13 protein-coding genes are annotated in these 15,542 nt (G+C 72.5%); 12 read left to right on the forward strand and 1 reads right to left on the reverse strand.

Annotated features, from left to right (window positions below; genetic code table 11):
• The first annotated feature begins 90 nt into the window (after positions 1-90).
• The 12 genes from ACIBG4_RS28435 to ACIBG4_RS28490 all read left to right on the forward strand — a co-directional run bounded on the left by ACIBG4_RS28435 (position 91) and on the right by ACIBG4_RS28490 (position 14,493).
• Positions 91-2,220, forward strand: a complete 2,130-nt coding sequence (locus tag ACIBG4_RS28435; RefSeq protein ID WP_397204405.1) for an ATP-dependent RecD-like DNA helicase — start codon at positions 91-93, stop codon at positions 2,218-2,220.
• An 80-nt stretch (positions 2,221-2,300) separates the two neighbouring features.
• Positions 2,301-4,310, forward strand: coding sequence for a heparinase II/III family protein (locus tag ACIBG4_RS28440; RefSeq protein ID WP_397204406.1), 2,010 nt, complete (start codon positions 2,301-2,303; stop codon positions 4,308-4,310).
• Positions 4,307-5,626, forward strand: coding sequence for a substrate-binding domain-containing protein (locus tag ACIBG4_RS28445; protein ID WP_397204407.1), 1,320 nt, complete (start codon positions 4,307-4,309; stop codon positions 5,624-5,626). Before ACIBG4_RS28440 ends, ACIBG4_RS28445 begins: the two co-directional genes overlap by 4 nt.
• Positions 5,627-5,777: 151 nt before the next feature.
• Positions 5,778-6,785 carry a hydroxyacid dehydrogenase gene (locus ACIBG4_RS28450; RefSeq protein ID WP_397204408.1) on the forward strand — a complete coding sequence of 336 codons (1,008 nt, stop codon included), beginning with the start codon at positions 5,778-5,780 and terminating at the stop codon, positions 6,783-6,785.
• Positions 6,786-6,823: 38 nt separating this feature from the next.
• On the forward strand, positions 6,824-8,131 hold the full coding sequence (locus ACIBG4_RS28455; protein WP_397204409.1) for an ABC transporter substrate-binding protein: 1,308 nt from the start codon (positions 6,824-6,826) through the stop codon (positions 8,129-8,131).
• Positions 8,132-8,290: 159 nt separating this feature from the next.
• Positions 8,291-9,211: a carbohydrate ABC transporter permease gene (locus ACIBG4_RS28460; protein ID WP_397204410.1), complete on the forward strand. Its 921-nt coding sequence runs from the start codon at positions 8,291-8,293 to the stop codon at positions 9,209-9,211.
• Positions 9,208-10,110 carry a carbohydrate ABC transporter permease gene (locus ACIBG4_RS28465; protein WP_397204411.1) on the forward strand — a complete coding sequence of 301 codons (903 nt, stop codon included), beginning with the start codon at positions 9,208-9,210 and terminating at the stop codon, positions 10,108-10,110. Before ACIBG4_RS28460 ends, ACIBG4_RS28465 begins: the two co-directional genes overlap by 4 nt.
• Complete coding sequence (locus tag ACIBG4_RS28470; RefSeq protein ID WP_397204412.1) at positions 10,107-10,841, forward strand: hypothetical protein; 735 nt, start codon at positions 10,107-10,109, stop codon at positions 10,839-10,841. Before ACIBG4_RS28465 ends, ACIBG4_RS28470 begins: the two co-directional genes overlap by 4 nt.
• Before the next feature lie 128 nt (positions 10,842-10,969).
• On the forward strand, positions 10,970-12,415 hold the full coding sequence (locus tag ACIBG4_RS28475) for an MFS transporter (protein ID WP_397204413.1): 1,446 nt from the start codon (positions 10,970-10,972) through the stop codon (positions 12,413-12,415).
• A gap of 67 nt (positions 12,416-12,482) precedes the next feature.
• Positions 12,483-12,965, forward strand: a complete 483-nt coding sequence (locus ACIBG4_RS28480; protein ID WP_397204414.1) for a DUF4396 domain-containing protein — start codon at positions 12,483-12,485, stop codon at positions 12,963-12,965.
• Positions 12,966-13,017: 52 nt separating this feature from the next.
• A complete protein-coding gene (locus tag ACIBG4_RS28485; RefSeq protein WP_310709430.1) occupies positions 13,018-13,428 on the forward strand; it encodes a metalloregulator ArsR/SmtB family transcription factor in 411 nt (136 codons plus the stop codon).
• A gap of 84 nt (positions 13,429-13,512) precedes the next feature.
• Positions 13,513-14,493, forward strand: a complete 981-nt coding sequence (locus tag ACIBG4_RS28490) for a cation diffusion facilitator family transporter (RefSeq protein ID WP_397204416.1) — start codon at positions 13,513-13,515, stop codon at positions 14,491-14,493.
• On the opposite strand, the gene ACIBG4_RS28495 is transcribed toward ACIBG4_RS28490, so the two are convergent.
• Positions 14,484-15,398, reverse strand: a complete 915-nt coding sequence (locus ACIBG4_RS28495; RefSeq protein ID WP_397204418.1) for an SDR family oxidoreductase — start codon at positions 15,396-15,398, stop codon at positions 14,484-14,486. The genes ACIBG4_RS28490 and ACIBG4_RS28495 overlap by 10 nt on opposite strands.
• Positions 15,399-15,542 lie beyond the last annotated feature (144 nt).

The raw sequence follows: 15,542 nt of genomic DNA on the forward strand, positions 1-15,542 counted from the left end.
CCCGGCCCGGACCGGCTCGCGTCCCACGGCACGATCTGTCGGTCCCGTCTCCTAAGCTGCCAAGCGGTACAGGATGATTGGATCTTTGCCGTGGAAGCCTCGGTCGAGCAGCTCGTCTACGTCCGCGACGACGGCTACACCGTCGCCCGGATGAGCTCCGACACCGGGCCGGGCCCCGTCGCGGCGACCTTCGTCGCGTCCGGCCGGGCGCTCGCCGGCGTGCAGCCGGGCGAGACGCTGCGGCTGGCCGGCGAGTGGGGCGAGCACCCGCGCCACGGCGGCCGGTTCCAGGTCAAGGAGTGCGAGCGGATCGTCCCGTCCACCGTGCGGGCGATCCAGCTCTACCTCGGCTCGGGCCTGATCCGCGGCATCGGCCCGCGCCTGGCCCACGCCATCGTCAGCCACTTCGGCGAGCAGACCCTGACCGTCGTCGACACCGCTCCCGAGCGGCTGACCGAGGTGGTCAACATCGGCAGGACCCGCCAGGCGCAGATCGTCGAGGCGTGGCGGGAGCAGAAGGCGATCGCCGGGCTGATGGTCGTCCTGCAGGGCTACGGCGTGAGCCCGCTGCTCGCCACCAAGATCTACCAGGTGTACGGCGCCGACTCGGCCGGGGTCCTGGCCTCCGACCCGTACCAGCTCATCGGCCGGGTGCGGGGCGTCGCGTTCCACACGGCAGACCGCATCGCGCTCCAGTCCGGGGTGCCGCGCGAGAGCCCGCAACGGATCAAGGCGGCGCTGCTCGACCGGCTGGAGAACGCCGCCGCCGGCGGCGGCCACTGCTACCTGTCCATGACCGCTCTCGTCACCCAGGCCGCCGAGCTGGTCGAGCAGGACCCCGACCTGGTCCGCGCGATGGTCGACGCGCTCACGGCCGAGCGGCGGGTGGTCGTCGAGGCCGGTTCCGACCAGATCGTCGTCTACGCCAAGGAGCTGCACGCCCGCGAGGTCAAGCTGGCCGGCGAGCTGGCCCGGCTCTGGCGGGCCCGCTCGACGCTGCCCATGCGGCACTTCACCGAGGACCCGGGGCTGCACGACGACCAGCGGGCGGCCGTCACGATGGCGTTGACCAGCACCGTGTCCGTCCTGACGGGCGGCCCGGGGTGCGGCAAGAGCCACACCGTGCGGGTGATCGCGGCGACCGTGCGCGCGATGGGCGGCACGGTCACGCTGGCCGCGCCCACGGGCAAGGCCGCCAAGCGGCTGTCGGAGCTCACCGGCCTGCCCGCGATGACCGTCCACCGGATGCTGGCCCACCAGCCCGACCCCGACGCGCTGTTCGACCAGGCGCCGGCGCAGGCCGACCTCGTCGTGGTGGACGAGGCGTCCATGCTCGACCTGCACCTGGCGACCCGGCTGTGCTCGGCGATCCCCTCGGGCGGCCACCTCCTGCTCGTCGGCGACAGCGACCAGCTCCCCAGCATCGGGCCGGGCAACGTGCTGGCCGACGTGCTGCGCGTGGAGGACATCCCGCGCGTCCGGCTCACCCACGTCTTCCGGCAGGCGGAGGACAGCGGCATCATCCGCAGCGCCCACCGCATCCGCGCGGGCGAGCTGCCCCCGCTGCCCGGGGGCGGCGGCTTCTGGTTCGAGGAGCTCGACGACCCGGCGGCCGTGGCCGAGCGCGTCGTCCACCTCGCGACGGTCGCCATCCCCCGCAAGCAGGGCGTCGAGCCGGGCCAGGTGCAGGTGCTGTGCCCGATGCGCAAGGGCGTCGCCGGCACCGCCGAGCTGGGCCGCCTCATCCAGGAGCGGCTCAACCCGGCCCGCGACGGCGCACCGGAGCACTGGTCGGGCTCGTCGGTCTACCGGGTCGGCGACCGCGTCATGCCGATCCGCAACAACTACGACAAGGGCGTCTTCAACGGCGAGACAGGCACCGTCACCCGCATCGTCCCCGAGGAGCGCCTGCTGGAGGTCCGCATCGACGACGGCGACACGGTCACGTACGGCTTCGACGAGCTCGACGACCTGACCCACGCCTACGCGATCAGCGTCCACCGGTCGCAGGGCAGCGAATACCCGTTCGTGGTGGCGCCGATCGTGGTGGAGGCGGGGGGCGTCATGCTCCGCCGCCGGCTGCTCTACACGCTGGTGACGCGGGCCCGGTCGTGGGTGGTGCTCGTGGGGGAGCGCAAGGCACTGGAGCTCGCCGTCCACCGCCTGGGCCACCGGCGCAACACCGCCCTCCCCCGGCGCCTGTCCTTCGCGATCGCCTGACCTCGTTCCGGTCCCCCAAGGGCTAATTGATTCAACTTCGATCACTTTCGATCGCTACTATGGGGGCGGCGAGGAGGACTATGACCAACACCGTGACCGGTACGGCGGGCTCCGACCGGAAGGCCGGGCCGCTGCTGGCGGCCTGGGGCGCGGCGGCGACGCCGGGCGCGCTGGCCGGGACACTGCTGCCCCCCGACGCGGCCCTGCCCGTCCCAGGCGGTGGAGGCTCCGCGGGCTTCGGGGGGCTTCTCGGAGCGTACGGCGCGCGGGCGCTGCGGGCCGTACGGGAGCGGGCGGAGGCCGAGGCGGGCACGCCGTGGCCGCAGCCGCTGGCCTCGCAGTACACGCGCTACTTCCGGGACGGCAACCGGACGGCGTACGAGACGGAGGTGTTCGAGCGCCAGGACCGGCTCACCCGCGCGGTGCTCATGACCCTGGCCACGCCCGGCGCCCCGGCGACGGACTCCGAGCGGTGGCTGGACGAGGTGGCCGACGGCATGTCGCTGCTGTGCGAGCAGACCTCGTGGTGCTGGCCCGCGCACGAGGACACGTGCCGGCCGCGCGGCACGGTGCTGCCGGACCCGGCCGCGCCGTGCCTCGACCTCGGCGCTGCCGACGTCGCCGCGCAGCTCGCCTGGGCCGACCACGTGCTCGGCGACCGGCTGGACGCCCGCTACCCCGGCCTGCGCGAGCGGGTCCGCCAGGAGGCGCGGGCGCGGGTGCTGCGGCCGTTCGTCGAGCGGCGCGACTGGCACTGGCTGGGGCTCGACGGCGACGTCCACAACTGGTGCCCGTGGATCTGCGGCAACGTCCTCGTCGCCGCGCTGCGGTTCGGCGAGCCGGACGAGGAGCGGGCGTCCCAGGTGGCGTGGGCGGTGCGGGGCCTCGACCGCTACCTGGCGGCCCTGCCGGAGGACGGCTCGATCGACGAGGGGTACGAGTACTGGTGGAACGGGGCGTGCCGGGCGCTGGAAGCCCTGGACGTCCTGGAGCACGCCACCTCCGGCGCCCTCGCGGCGTCCGGCGTGCCGGTGGTGCGCGCGACGCTGCGCTTCCCGCACCTCATGCGGCTCGGTGGCCCCTGGTACCTGAACCTCGCCGACGCGCGGGCCCGCCCGCCCGCCGACCAGCCCTGGCACGTGCCGTACCGGTGGGGGGTGCGGCTGGGCGAGGACGACGCGGTGCGGCACGCCCGGTCGCGGCGCTCCGGCGAGATCGCGGCCACGACGGAGCTGGGCCGCGCCCTGCTGGAGCTCGCCGACCCGGAATGGCACACCCCGGCCCCGAGCGACCCTGACCTGACCGACCCTGACCTGAGCGACCCGGGGCCGGGCGCCCCGGAGCCGGGCGGGGGGTCGCTGGTGGCGGCCGTGTGGTTGCCCGGCACGCAGGTGGGGCTCGCCCGCGAGGTCGCCGGCAGCGCACGCGGGCTCACGCTCGCCGTCAAGGGCGGCCACAACGCCGAGCACCACAACCACAACGACGTCGGCTCCGTCGTCGTCGCCGTGGACGGCGTGCCGGTGCTCGTGGACGCCGGGCGGCCGACGTACACGGCGCAGACCTTCGGGCCCGACCGCTACGCGATCTGGACGATGCAGAGCTCCTGGCACAACGTCCCCGAGGTCCGGGGCACGCCCCAGGGCCAGGGCCCCGGGTTTCGCGCCCGCGCCGTCGAGGTCGCCGACGGGTCCGCGCGGTTCGAGACCCGCATGGACCTGGCCGCCGCCTACCCCGTTCCCGGGCTGGAGCACTGGTGGCGCACCGCCCGCCTCGACCGCCGGGCGTCGTTCGTGACCGTCGAGGACGCCTGGGCCTTCACCGCCGGGGCGGAGCCGAGCGTGCTCCACTACCTGCTGGCGGGACAGGTCGAACGGCACGAGGACGGGCAGGTCGTCGTACGGCCGCCGGACGGCGCGCGGGCCGCCCTCCTCACGTGGGACCCGGCGGTCGCCACGTCCACCCTGACCGTCCGCGCGCTGGACGACCCGATGCTCTCGGAGGTGTGGGGCGAGCGCCTGACCCGGCTGGAGCTGCGCCTCCCCGGCACGGCGCGCGGCTCCTTCGAGCTCCGGGTGGAGGCACACCCATGACCGTCCACGACGACCCGGCACTCGATGCCCCCGGCGACACCTCAGCCGGTCCGCCCCGCGCGCAGACCGTCGAGCTGCTGCCCGACGAGCGGCGCGCCCAGGTGGTGGAGCTGCTGCGGCGGCGCGGCGTCGTGCGCGTGAACGAGCTGGCGGCCGAGCTGGACGTCTCGGTCATCACCGTGCGCCGCGACATCGCGCTGCTGTCCTCCCAGGGCCTGGTACGCCGGGTGCGCGGCGGCGCCGTGCTGCACGACGGCCCCGTGGCCGACGCCCTGGCCGGCCGCGCCCCCGCCCCGGCAACGGGCGCCCTCGCGGCCCCGGGCGTCGTTCAGGCAGCGGTACCCGCGCTCGCCCCGGCCCCCCGCGGCGGACCCGAATCCGAGGCGGCGGCCGGCGCCGCGCCGGCGGGAACGCCGTGGAGCTCGGGTGCGCGGCCGGGCGTGGAGGAGGCGCGGGTCACGTTCGGCATGGTGGTGCCCTCGCTCGACTACTACTGGCCCGACGTGATCCGCGGCGCTCGTGAGGCCGCGGCCGCGTCCGGGGCGCGGCTCGTGCTGCGCGGCGCCAGCTACCAGGCGGCCGACGAGCGTCACCAGCTCGCCCGGCTGGTCGAGACGGCCGGGGTGGACGGCCTGCTGGTGGCGCCGACCACGACCGGCGACGAGGGCGAGGAGCTGGTGCGCTGGCTCCAGGGCGCCGGTGTGCCGGTGGTGCTCGTGGAACGGGCGGCCACCGTCGGCCCGCACCAGGAGGCGATGGAGTCGGTGGTCAGCGACCACGTGTTCGGCGCGGCGATGGCCGTGCGGCACCTGGCCACGCTCGGTCACCGGCGGGTCGGGGTGGTGACCACGACGCAGAGCCCGACGGCCCCGCACGTGCGGCGCGGCTGGCGGCAGGCGTGCGTGGAGCTGGGCCTGCCCCTCGGCGACACCCTTGACCTGACGACCGTGGACCAGCGCGATCCCGGCTGGCCGGAGGCGCTCGACGCCGTCCTGGACGTGTGCGCCGCCTCGGGCACGACCGCGCTGCTCGTCCACTCCGACCCGGAGGCGATCCGGCTGGTGGAGCGCTGCCAGGAGCGCGGCATCCGGGTTCCGGGCGATCTGTCGGTGGTGACGTACGACGACGAGGTGGCGGAGCTGTGCGACCCGCCGCTGACGGCGGTCCGGCCGCCGAAGGCGGCGATCGGGCGGGCCGCGTACCGGCTGCTCGCGGAGCGGCTGGCCGACGAGGACCCGCAGCGTCCGACGCACCGCGTCGTCATCGAGCCACGGCTGATCGTCCGCGCCTCCTCGACTCCCCCTGCGAGCGCATGACCCGACCGTTCGTCTCGCCAATACCGCACAGGAACGATCAATATCGATCAGATAAACGTGATCGTCCTGATTAACAAAGTATTGACGTGATCGTAACGATCGGACAGGATCGGCGGCACTGGTAAGCGCTTGCCGCCGAAAGGGACGCCGAGTGAGACGGCCACACGCCCTGCTGGTCATGGACCCCACCACGTTCAGCACAATGTTCGAGGAGCCACAGCTCCACCGGTTGCGACAGCTCGCCGAGCTCGGCGAGCCCGTCGTCACCGACGACCTCGACACCCCGCGAGTACGGCGGCGGCTGCGCGAGGTCGAGGTGCTGGTGACCTCCTGGGGCTGCCCGCGGCTGACGGCGGAGCGGCTGGCCGACGCGCCGGGGCTGCGGGCGATCTTCCACTGCGCCGGCACCGTCCGCACGTTCGTCACCGACGAGGTGTGGCGGCGCGGGATCCTGGTGACCAACGCCGCCGACGAGAACGCGGTCCCGGTCGCCGAGTTCACGCTGGCCGCGATCATCTTCGCCGGGAAGAAGGTCCCGTTCCTCGCCCAGGACGCGCGGCGGCACCGCGCCGACTGGTCGTACGCGACGAGCCGCGGCGAGCTGAGCAACCGGGGCCGCACGATCGGCGTCGTCGGCTACTCCCGCGTGGGCCGCCGGGTCGTCGACCGGCTGCGGGACCTGGAGGTCGACGTCCTCGTCGCCGACCCGTACGCCGACCCGGACGAGGTGGCCGCGGCCGGCGCCCGCCTCGTCGAGCTGCCCGACCTGCTGCGGCGCAGCGACGTGCTCACCCTGCACGTCCCCGCGCTCCCCTCCACCCGGCACCTGATCGGTGCCGCGGAGCTGGCGCTGCTGCGCGACGGCGCGACGGTCATCAACACCGCGCGCGGCGCCGTCCTCGACACGGCCGCGCTGGAGCGCGAGTGCGTCAGCGGCCGGCTCGACGCGATGCTCGACGTCAGCGACCCCGAGCCGCTGCCCGCCGACTCGCCCCTGTACGACCTGCCCAACGTCATGATCACCCCCCACGTCGCCGGGTCCCTCGGATCGGAGACCCGGCGAATGAGTGAGAGCGCGCTCGACGAGCTCGAACGCTACCTGGACGGCCGGCCGCCCCGCGCGGCCGTCACAGCCGATGAGTTCAAGGTCAGCGCCTGAGCCCCCGACCGGCTCGACAGGAAAGGAGACCGGATCACATGATCTCTTCTGACACCTCGGCGAGGGCCAGAGGGCGACGCCACCTCGTGAAGTCCCTGGCGGCCGTCGCGGCACTGTCGCTGGCGGCGGCGGCCTGCGGCTCGGGCGGCGACTCCGCGCAGGAGGCGGCCGACGGGAACGTCACCCTCAGCGTCACCGTCTGGAACATGGCCAAGACGCCCGAGTTCAAGGCCATGTTCGACGCCTTCGAGCAGGCCAACCCCGGCATCAAGATCAAGCCGGTGGACATCCTCGCCGACGACTACCCCGACAAGATCACCACGATGCTGGCCGGCGGCGACCACACCGACGTCATCACCATGAAGAACGTCACCGACTACTCCCGCTACTCCAGCCGCGGCCAGCTCACCGAGGTCACCGACCTGGCCAAGTCGCCCGACGCGGCGACGCTCGCGGGCCTGGACGCGTTCGACGTCGGCGGCAAGTACTACGCGCTGCCGTACCGGCAGGACTTCTGGCTGCTCTACTACAACAAGAAGCTGTTCGACCAGGCGGGCGTCAAGTACCCCGGCACGCTGACCTGGGACGAGTACGCCAAGCTGGCGCAGCAGCTCACCAAGGAGGAGGGCGGCAAGAAGGTCTACGGCACCTACCACCACACCTGGCGGTCGGTGGTGCAGGCCATCGCGGCGGCTCAGACGGGCGGCGACCAGCTCGGCGGCGACTACTCCTTCTTCGCCGACCAGTACGCCACGGCGCTCAGCCTGCAGAAGGCCGGCGCGACGCTCGACTTCGGCACCGCGAGCGCCCAGAAGTCGGACTACAAGACGCTGTTCGAGACCGGCGCGACCGCCATGCTCCCCATGGGCACCTGGTACATCGCGGCCATCCTGGACGCCAAGGCCGCCGGGAAGACCGACGTCGACTGGGCCATCGCCCCGATGCCGCAGCGTCCCGGCGCCACGGGCGTGACGACGTTCGGCTCGCCGACCGCGTTCGCCGTCAACAAGAAGGCCGAGCACGCCGACGCGGCGAAGAAGTTCGTGCAGTTCGCGGCCGGCAAGGGCGGGGCCGAGGCGATCAGCAAGGTGGGCGTGGTCCCGGCGCTGCAGAGCCCCGAGATCACCGAGGCGTACTTCAAGCTCAAGGGCATGCCCACGGACGAGACGTCGAAGAAGGCGTTCCAGCCCGACAAGGTCACGCTGGAGATGCCGGTCAGCGACAAGACCGCCGACGTGGACACCATCCTCAAGGAGGAGCACGAGCTGATCATGGTCGGCGAGAAGTCCGCCGCCGACGGCATCCGCGAGATGAACGAGCGGGTCAAGAGCGAGGTCCTGAACTAGCGGCCCGAGCGGCGGGCCCGGAGCGGTCCAGGCCCGCCGCATCCCGCGTTCCGCCCTGCGCTCGCGGTCCGCCATAGCCTCACATTTCGCCATATTCTCGCGTTTCACGATGAACACACCAAACGCCCCGAAGGCTCGCAAAGGACGCCCATGGCTCAGGTGATCACAAAACCGGCGCCGACCGCGCCGCGGGCTCGGCCCCGTGGGCGGCGCGCCTGGCGCGACATCCTCGTCGGCTGGAGCTTCATCCTCCCGAACTTCGCCGGCTTCCTGCTGTTCACGATCATCCCGATGCTGGCGGCGTTCGCGCTGGCGTTCCTCGACTGGGACTCCTACAGCGACCCGGAGTGGGTGGGGCTGGACAACTTCGCACGCCTGCTGACCGACCAGAACTTCCACGTCGCTCTGCGCAACACCCTCTTCTACGCGGCCGGCCACATCCCGCTCACGCTGGCCGCCGCGCTCGGCCTGGCCATCGCGCTGAACCGCAAGCTGCGCGGCGTGCCGTTCTTCCGCACCGCGGCGTTCTTCCCGTACATCACCTCACTGGTCGCGGTGGCGGTCGTGTGGAACATGCTGTTCAACCCGACCGCCGGGCCGATCAACCAGGTGCTGGAGGCGATCGGCGTCTCCGACCCACCGCGGTGGGTGGCCAGCACCGACTGGGCGATGCCCGCTGTGATCATCACCAGCGTGTGGCGGGACATGGGCTACTACATGGTGCTCTATCTGGCCGGGCTGCAGACGATCCCCAAGGAGTACTACGAGGCGGCCCGCGTGGACGGCGCCAACGCCTGGCAGCGCTTCTGGGGCATCACGCTGCCGTCGCTGCGGCCCACGACGTTCTTCGTCGTGGTCATGCTGACCATCCAGAGCTTCAAGGTGCTCGACCTGATCCTGGTCATGACCGACGGCGGGCCCGGCCGCAGCACGCTCGTGCTGGCCCAGCTCATCTACCGGGAAGGCATCACCGAGGGCAAGTTCGGCTACTCGTCGGCGATCGCTCTCGTGCTCTTCGTGATCGTGCTGACCGTGACGGTCGTCCAGTTCCGCATCAACGAACGGAGGAGCGCCTCATGACCGCCCTGCGCGATGCGCCCCTGGCCGAGCCGGCCACCCGGCCGGGCAAGGCGCCGCGTCCCTCCGGCGACCGCTCCGCCGCCGCCGTCACCCGGCGGGTGCTGGCGTACGTGGCGCTGACCGTGGTGGCGGCGCTGGTGCTGGTGCCGTTCGCGTGGATGCTGTCGGCGTCGCTGAAGCGCGACAACGAGGTGTTCACCGTGCCGATCGAGTGGATCCCGCACGAGCTGCGCTGGTCCAACTTCGTCGACATCTGGGACCGCATCCCGCTGCTCACCTACCTGGGCAACTCGGCGTTCCTGTCGGTGTCGGTCACGCTGCTGCAGCTCCTCAGCGGCAGCTTCGCGGCGTACGGCTTCGCCAAGGTGCGCTTCCCCGGCCGTGACGCGCTCTTCATGGCCTACATCGCGACCATCGCCGTGCCCTGGCAGGCGTACATGGTGCCGCAGTACATCATGATGCAGAAGGCCGACCTGACGAACACGCACCTGGCGATCATCCTGCTCCAGGCGTTCGGCGCGTTCGGCGTGTTCCTCATGCGGCAGTACTACATGTCGATCCCGGACGAGCTGTGCGAGGCGGCGCGGATCGACGGGCTGAGCGAGTACGGCATCTACTGGCGGATCATGCTGCCGCTGTCCAAGCCGGCGCTGGCCAGCCTGGCGCTGCTCACGTTCGTCAACACGTGGAACGACTACATGGGGCCGTTCATCTACCTGACGGACAACGACCTGTGGACGGTCCAGCTCGGCCTGCGCTCGTTCGTCGGCCAGTACGACGCCGAGTACGCGATGATCATGACGGGTGCGGTGCTCTCGGTGCTGCCGATCCTCGCGGTGTTCCTGCTGGGGCAGCGCTACTTCATCCAGGGCATCGCGACGAGCGGGCTCAAGGGATGAGCGGGCAGCCGCCGGCCCCCGGCGTGCGGAGCCTGCTGAGGCCGGCCCGGCAGGCCACGTACGAGAAGGTGTTCGCCGCCGCCTACACCGGCCTGGCGGTGAACGCGCTGCTCGCCGTCGCGTGCGCGCCGCTGCTGGCGGCTCTCGCGCTCGTGCGCGACCCGCTGGGCTCGTGGCCGTTCTTCGCGGTGCTGTCGCTGGTGTGCGCGCCGGCGCTGGCGGGCGCGTTCCGGTGCTTCGCCGCGCTCGGCTCCGGCTCCACCTCCGTGGTCCGTACGTTCTGGAACGGCTACCGGCGCGGGGCCGGCCGCGCGCTGGCCGTGTGGGCGGCGGGCGCGGCGGCCGTGAGCGTGCTGGTCCTGGACGCGACCGTGGTGGCGCGGACGGCGTGGAGGCCGGCGCTCGTCCCGTTCTTCGCCACGGCCGTGGTGCTGGTGGTGGCCACGGTCGTCGCCCTGATCACGCTGATCGCCGAGCCGTCCGAAGGGCCGTCCGAAGGACCGTCCGAGAAGCCGGTGCGGCTGCGCGCGCTGGTCCGCCCGTGCCTCTACCTGGTGGTGCGGCGGTGGTACCTGGCCGCGGCGAACACCGTGGTCCTCGGCCTGGCGGTGACGGTCGTGCTGGCCAGGCCGGTGCCGGGCCTGCTGCTGGCGTGCGCGCCGCTGCTGTACGCGGTGTGGGCCACCACCCGGTTCGTCCTCGCCCCGATGCTGCCACGCGAGGCAGCCTGAGAATCCCTTCCCCCTGGACCGAGCCCCCGGATGTCCCGCCTCCGGGGGCTCTCTCGTGTCTCGGGCATGCAGTACGGGGGTATGGTGTCCCTTAACTCGTACATAAGTGTTCAAGTTAAGGAGATCTCGTGAGCCACGGACACGTCACGCCCGCGCACCCCGACACCGGGCGCGCCTCCGGCGGGTGGGCCGCGCTGACCCTGCTCTGCCTCGCGCAGTTCATGCTCATCGTGGACATCACGGTCGTGCAGGTCGCCCTGCCCAGCATCGGGGCCGACCTCGGCCTCGGCCGCGAGGCGCTGACCTGGGTCGTCACGACGTACACGCTCTGCTTCGGCGGCCTCATGGTGCTGGGCGGGCGGCTGGCGGACACACTCGGCGCGCGGCGCACGCTGCTGGCCGGGCTGGCGGTGTTCACGCTGTCCTCGCTGGTCGCGGGGCTGGCGACGAACGGCGCCATGCTCATCGCCGGCCGCGGGCTCCAGGGCGTGGGGGCGGCGCTGATGTCCCCGGCGGCGCTCGCTGTCATCACGGGCGCCTTCCACGGCGAGCGGCGCAACCGGGCGCTCGGGGTGTGGGCGGCCATCGGCGGCTCCGGCGCCGCGGCCGGCGTGCTCCTCGGCGGGCTGCTGACCGCGGGGCCCGGCTGGACCTGGGTGTTCTACGTGAACGTCCCGATCGGCGTGCTGGTGTTCGCCGCCCTCCCGGCCGTCGTGCCCGGCCGGGCGAGCGGCTCGGCCGGCGCGCGGCCCGGGATCGACGTGCCCGGGGCCGCGGCGGTGACCCTGGCCACCGCGCTGCTCATCTACGGGCTCGTCGGCGCGGGCGACGCCGGCTGGGCCTCCGTCCGCACCCTGCTGCCCCTGGCCGCGTCCGCCGCCCTCTACGCCGTGTTCGTGCTGGTCGAGCGGACCGCGCGGACGCCGCTGATGCGCGTCGAGACGCTGGGCCGCCGCCCGGTGCTCTCCGGCGTGTTCGTCATGCTCATGGCGACCGGGCTCATGCTGGGCCTGTTCTTCCTCAGCTCGCTCTACCTCCAGCACGTCCTGCGCATGAGCGCGCTGGAGACGGGCCTGCTGTTCCTGCCCGTGGCCGTGGCCATCACGGCCGGCGCGCAGCTCGGGGCGCACCTGATCGGCAGGGTCGGCGGGCGGCCGGTCGCCGTGGCGGCGTTCGCGGTGACGGCGCTCGGGGCGTGGCTGATGACGCGGATCGAGCCCGGCGCGAGCGCGTACACGACGCTGCTGCCGGGCTTCGTGGTGGCGGCGTTCGGCATCGGGCCCGCGTTCGTCACGGCCACGACGACGACCATGGCGAACGTTCCGCACGGCGAGGCCGGCGTGGCGTCGGGCGTGGTCAACACCTTCCACGAGCTGGGCGGCTCGATCGGCGTCGCGGTTGTGTCGTCGCTCGCCGCGGCGAGCCTGGCGCCGGGGGCCGCGGGTGCGAGCGGCTTCACGACCGCGCTGACGGCGTGCGCGGTCGCCGCGGGGGCGGCGGCCCTGGTGTCGCTCGGGCTGGTGCCGGGCGGGAGGCCGTCGGGGGCGTTCGTCGGTCACGGTCACGGTCACTGACGGGTCGGCGTGGCCTCATCATACCCCCTGCCGGTATGATGAGCCGACCCCGCGAAAGGCGACAATCATGGAAGACCACACCGGGCACCATCCGGCCGCGCCCGCGGCGACGTGGAAGGCCGCGTCCCAGGCGACCCTGCACTGCCTGACCGGCTGCGCCATCGGCGAGGTACTGGGCATGGTGATCGGCACCGCCGCCGGCCTGCACAACTCCGGCACCGTGGTGCTGTCGGTGGCGCTGGCCTTCGTCTTCGGCTACGGGCTGACCATGCGCGGCGTGCTGCGCGCGGGCGTCGGGTTCCGCTCGGCGCTCAAGGTGGCGCTGGCGGCCGACACGATCTCCATCATGGTCATGGAGCTGCTGGACAACGCGGTGATCGTGCTGGTGCCCGGCGCGATGGACGCCGGCCTGACGAGCGCGCTGTTCTGGGGGTCGCTGGCCGGCTCGCTGGTGGTGGCGTTCGTGGTGACCACGCCGGTCAACCGCTGGCTGATCGCCCGGGGCAAGGGGCATGCCGTGGTCCACCAGTACCACCACCCGGGCCACTGACCACCCTCACGACCGCTCGACGCCTGGCATCCGCCCAGCTAGGCTCGGTTATATGAACAGTTCTTCACAGGAACAGGTGACCGCCCTGGAGGGCTGCGCCACCCGGGTGGTCGACGCCGACCGGGTGGCGAGCGTCAGCTCCCGCATGCCCGCCGAGGGCGACCTCGTCGACACGGCCGACATCTTCGGGCTGCTCTCCGACCCCGGGCGGTTGCGGCTCCTGCTGGCGCTCCTCGACGGAGAGCTGTGCGTGTGCGACCTGTCGGTGGTGACCGGGCTGAGCGAGTCGGCCACCTCCCACGCGCTGCGCCTGCTGCGCGCGCACCGCGTCGTCGCCGTACGACGAGCGGGCCGCATGGCCTACTACCGCCTGGACGACGCCCACGTCCGCATGCTGCTGGACCTGGCCGTGGCGCACACCGAGCACACCCAGGCCATCCACCTCGAACGCAGGCAGCCGTAGCCGCGCGGCTTGACAGGCGCGCGCATCTCGTCCATAAACTCCACATATGAACAGTCATTCAGATGTCAAGGAGGCGGCGACCCCATGACGGACCGCGAGCGGGGGCACGGGCACGGACACGGGCATGCCGTGGGAGTGGCGGGTGACCGCCGGTACCTGACCGGCGCCCTGGCGCTGATCGTCGGGTTCATGGCGGTCGAGGTGGTCATCGGGTTCGTCGCCGGGTCGCTGGCGCTGATCTCCGACGCCGGTCACATGCTCACCGACGCCATCGCCATCGTCTTCGCCCTGGTCGCGATGCGGATCGCGGCCCGGCCGCCGCAGGGCGGGTTCACGTACGGGCTCAAGCGCGCCGAGATCATCTCGGCGCAGGTCAACGGCGTGACGCTGCTGCTGCTGAGCGTCTACTTCATCGTCGAGAGCGTGCGCCGCTTCGCGAACCCGCCCGAGGTCGAGGGCCTGTACGTGGTGGTGACCGGCCTGGCCGGCATCGCGGTCAACCTCCTGGCCACCTGGCTGCTGACCCGGGCCAACCGGACGAGCCTCAACGTCGAGGGCGCCTACCAGCACATCCTGAACGACCTGTTCGCGTTCATCGCCACGACCATCGCCGGCGCCGTGGTGTGGCTCACCGGCTGGACCAGGGCCGACGCGGTGGCGGCCCTGGTCGTGGCCGCGCTCATGCTCAAGGCCGGGTGGGGGCTGGTGCGCGACTCCGCGCGGGTGTTCATGGAGGCCGCCCCCGTCGGCATGAACCCCGCCGAGATCGGCCGCGAGCTGGCGTCCCTGGACAAGGTGGTCGAGGTGCACGACCTGCACATCTGGGAGGTGACCTCCAACTACCCGGCGATGTCGGCGCACGTGCTGGTCACGCCGGGCGACGACTGCCACGCCGTACGGCTGGCGGCCGAGCGGCTCGTCCACGACCGGTACGGGATCGAGCACACGACGCTGCAGGTGGACCACGCGCCGGCGGACGTGCTGACCATCGGCGAGCCCGACCGCCACTGCGCGGACGCTCACGGCCCGTCACACCGCCCCGGCCCCGGCGTGACTCAGCGGTAGCCGGTCGCGTCGGCGGGCCGGCCCGCGTCCGTCACCTCCACGAGGTAACGCCAGCAGTCGGGCCGCGACCCGTCCACGTCCGTGAACCCGTACTCCTTCGCCAGCTCCCCGCTCGACAGCGACCGCCCGCTCCACCGCATGACCTCCGGGTCGGCGGCCAGCGCCGCCACCGCCCGGCCGGTGAAGCGGGGCGACTCGGAGATGACGAAGTGCGGCTGGTCGGCGGTGGCGTCCCGCCAGTTCTCCTCCGTCACGCCGAAGGTGTCCAGCATCATCTCCGAGCGCATCCACCCCGGTGTCAGGGCGACGGCGGCGCAGCCGAACGGCTTGAGCTCGTGCGCCTGCGCGTACGCGAGCCGGATCACGGCGGTCTTGGCGAGGTCGTAGAAGACCGAAATGCGGTAGTTGCCGTCGTTGTACTCCTTGGTGCCGTCGGTCATCTCGACGACCAGCCCGCCCGGGGTCCTGGTGAGCAGCGGCAGCGCGTAGTGGCTGGTGATGATGTGCGTGTCGACGGCCAGGCGCAGCAGCCGCAGCCCGCGGTCGAGGTCGTGCTCCCAGAGCGGCGTCTCCCACTGGGCCAGCCGCTCGCCGCCCCACACGTCGTTCACCAGCACGTCGAGCCGCCCCTGCTCGCGGTCGATCCGCTCGACCAGCTCGCGGACCCGGGCGTGATCGAGGTGGTCGACCTGCACGGCGATGCCGTGGCCGCCGGCCTCGCTCACCAGCTCCGCGGTCTCCTCGATCGTCTCCGGCCGGTCGTACTCGGACCGCTCGCTCCGCGTCGTGCGGCCCGTCACGTACACGGTCGCGCCGGCCGCCCCCAGCTCCACCGCGATGCCCCGGCCCGCGCCCCTGGTGCCGCCGGCGACCAGCGCGACCTTCCCTTTCAACGTGTCTGTCATGGCACAAAGGCTGACACCGAAACCCGACAGGGCATGTCATCTTTTCCCTGCGTGTCCGTCCGCGGCGAGGCGTCGGATTCGCGTATCCGTCGCGGCGAGGCGTCCGATTCCGACAAGACCCGGACCCTCCTCCCTGGGCACGAT

The sequence above is a fragment of the Nonomuraea sp. NPDC050383 genome (assembly GCF_044459125.1).
Lineage (GTDB): Bacteria > Actinomycetota > Actinomycetes > Streptosporangiales > Streptosporangiaceae > Nonomuraea.

Coding starts and splice junctions, on each gene's coding strand:
- ACIBG4_RS28485 (WP_310709430.1), top strand. CDS start 13,018: ATGAACAGTTCTTCACAGGAACAGGTGACCGCCCTGGAGGGCTGCGCC.
- ACIBG4_RS28490 (WP_397204416.1), top strand. CDS start 13,513: ATGACGGACCGCGAGCGGGGGCACGGGCACGGACACGGGCATGCCGTG.
- ACIBG4_RS28465 (WP_397204411.1), top strand. CDS start 9,208: ATGACCGCCCTGCGCGATGCGCCCCTGGCCGAGCCGGCCACCCGGCCG.
- ACIBG4_RS28495 (WP_397204418.1), bottom strand. CDS start 15,398: ATGACAGACACGTTGAAAGGGAAGGTCGCGCTGGTCGCCGGCGGCACC.
- ACIBG4_RS28455 (WP_397204409.1), top strand. CDS start 6,824: ATGATCTCTTCTGACACCTCGGCGAGGGCCAGAGGGCGACGCCACCTC.
- ACIBG4_RS28480 (WP_397204414.1), top strand. CDS start 12,483: ATGGAAGACCACACCGGGCACCATCCGGCCGCGCCCGCGGCGACGTGG.
- ACIBG4_RS28445 (WP_397204407.1), top strand. CDS start 4,307: ATGACCGTCCACGACGACCCGGCACTCGATGCCCCCGGCGACACCTCA.
- ACIBG4_RS28440 (WP_397204406.1), top strand. CDS start 2,301: ATGACCAACACCGTGACCGGTACGGCGGGCTCCGACCGGAAGGCCGGG.
- ACIBG4_RS28470 (WP_397204412.1), top strand. CDS start 10,107: ATGAGCGGGCAGCCGCCGGCCCCCGGCGTGCGGAGCCTGCTGAGGCCG.